We start from the raw sequence: 1,086 nt of genomic DNA, 5'->3' as shown, positions 1-1,086 counted from the left end.
TGTTGTTTTGGAAGGCGAGGGAGATTTGGAAGAGGGGGTGGTGGGCGGTGGTGCGGGTGGGGTTGAGGAGTTCGACGAGTTGTTCGAAGGGTGCGTCTTGGTTGGCGTAGGCGGCGAGTGCTTTTTCGCGGACTTGGGTGAGGATGTCGGTGAAGGTGTCGGTGTTTTGGAGGTTGACGCGTAGGACCCAGGTGTTGACGAAGAATCCGATGAGGTTGTTGAGGGCGTCGTCGGTGCGGCCGGCGATGGGGGAGCCGAGGGGGATGTCGTTGCCGGCTCCGAGTTTGTTGAGGAGGACGGCGAGGGCGGCTTGGGTGATCATTGCGGGGGTGGCGCCGTGTTGGTGGGCGAGGTGTTCGATGGCGTCGCGGGTGTCGGGTTCGATGTGGAGGGGTTGTATGTCGCCGTGGTAGGTGGCGGTGGGGGGTCGGGGTCGGTCGAAGGGAAGTGTGGTTTGTTCGGGGAGGTTGGCGAGTTCGGTGCGCCAGTAGTTGAATTGGTGTGAGAGGAGGGAGTCGGGGTCGTTTTCGGTGCCGAGGATTTCGCGTTGCCAGAGGGTGTAGTCGGCGTATTGGACGGTGAGCGGTTCCCAGTTGGGTTCGTTTCCGTCGCAGCGTGCTGCGTAGGCGTCGGAGAGGTCTCGCATCAGTGGGACGAGTGACCATCCGTCGGCGGCGATGTGGTGGACGACCAGTATCAGGGTGTAGTGGTGGTCGTCGGTGTTGATGATTCGGGTGCGTATAGGGATTTGTGTGTGCAGGTCGAATTCGTGTCGGGCGACTTGGTCGACCAGTGTTTCCAGCTGTGCTGGTGTTGTGGCTTGCTGAACGTCGACGGGGATGTCGACTGTTTCGGCGGGCAATACGTGTTGTACTGGTGTGCCGTCGATTTCGGTGAAGATGGTGCGCAGGCTTTCGTGCCGTCGTACGACGTCACGAATCGCGGATACCAGAGCTTCTGTGTCGGGTGGGGTCTGGAGCCGAAGCCGCATGGGGACGTTGTATGTCGCTGAGGGGCCCTCGAAGCGGTGCAGGAACCACAGCCGGCGCTGCGCGAATGACAACGGCAGCCGTTCCGGGCGAGGCC

Annotated in this window: 1 protein-coding gene; it reads right to left on the bottom strand. The window is 61.8% G+C overall.

Annotated elements, in window-relative coordinates:
• A partial coding sequence (locus ACF1B9_RS38045) for a condensation domain-containing protein (RefSeq protein ID WP_391746970.1) occupies positions 1-1,063 on the bottom strand: 1,063 nt, incomplete at its 3' end.
• Positions 1,064-1,086 lie beyond the last annotated feature (23 nt).

The organism is Streptomyces sp. NPDC014727 (assembly GCF_043083485.1).
Classification (GTDB): Bacteria; Actinomycetota; Actinomycetes; order Streptomycetales; family Streptomycetaceae; genus Streptomyces.
Note: the sequence above shows the minus strand (reverse complement) of the source record. Positions and strands in the feature narration are given on the sequence as shown.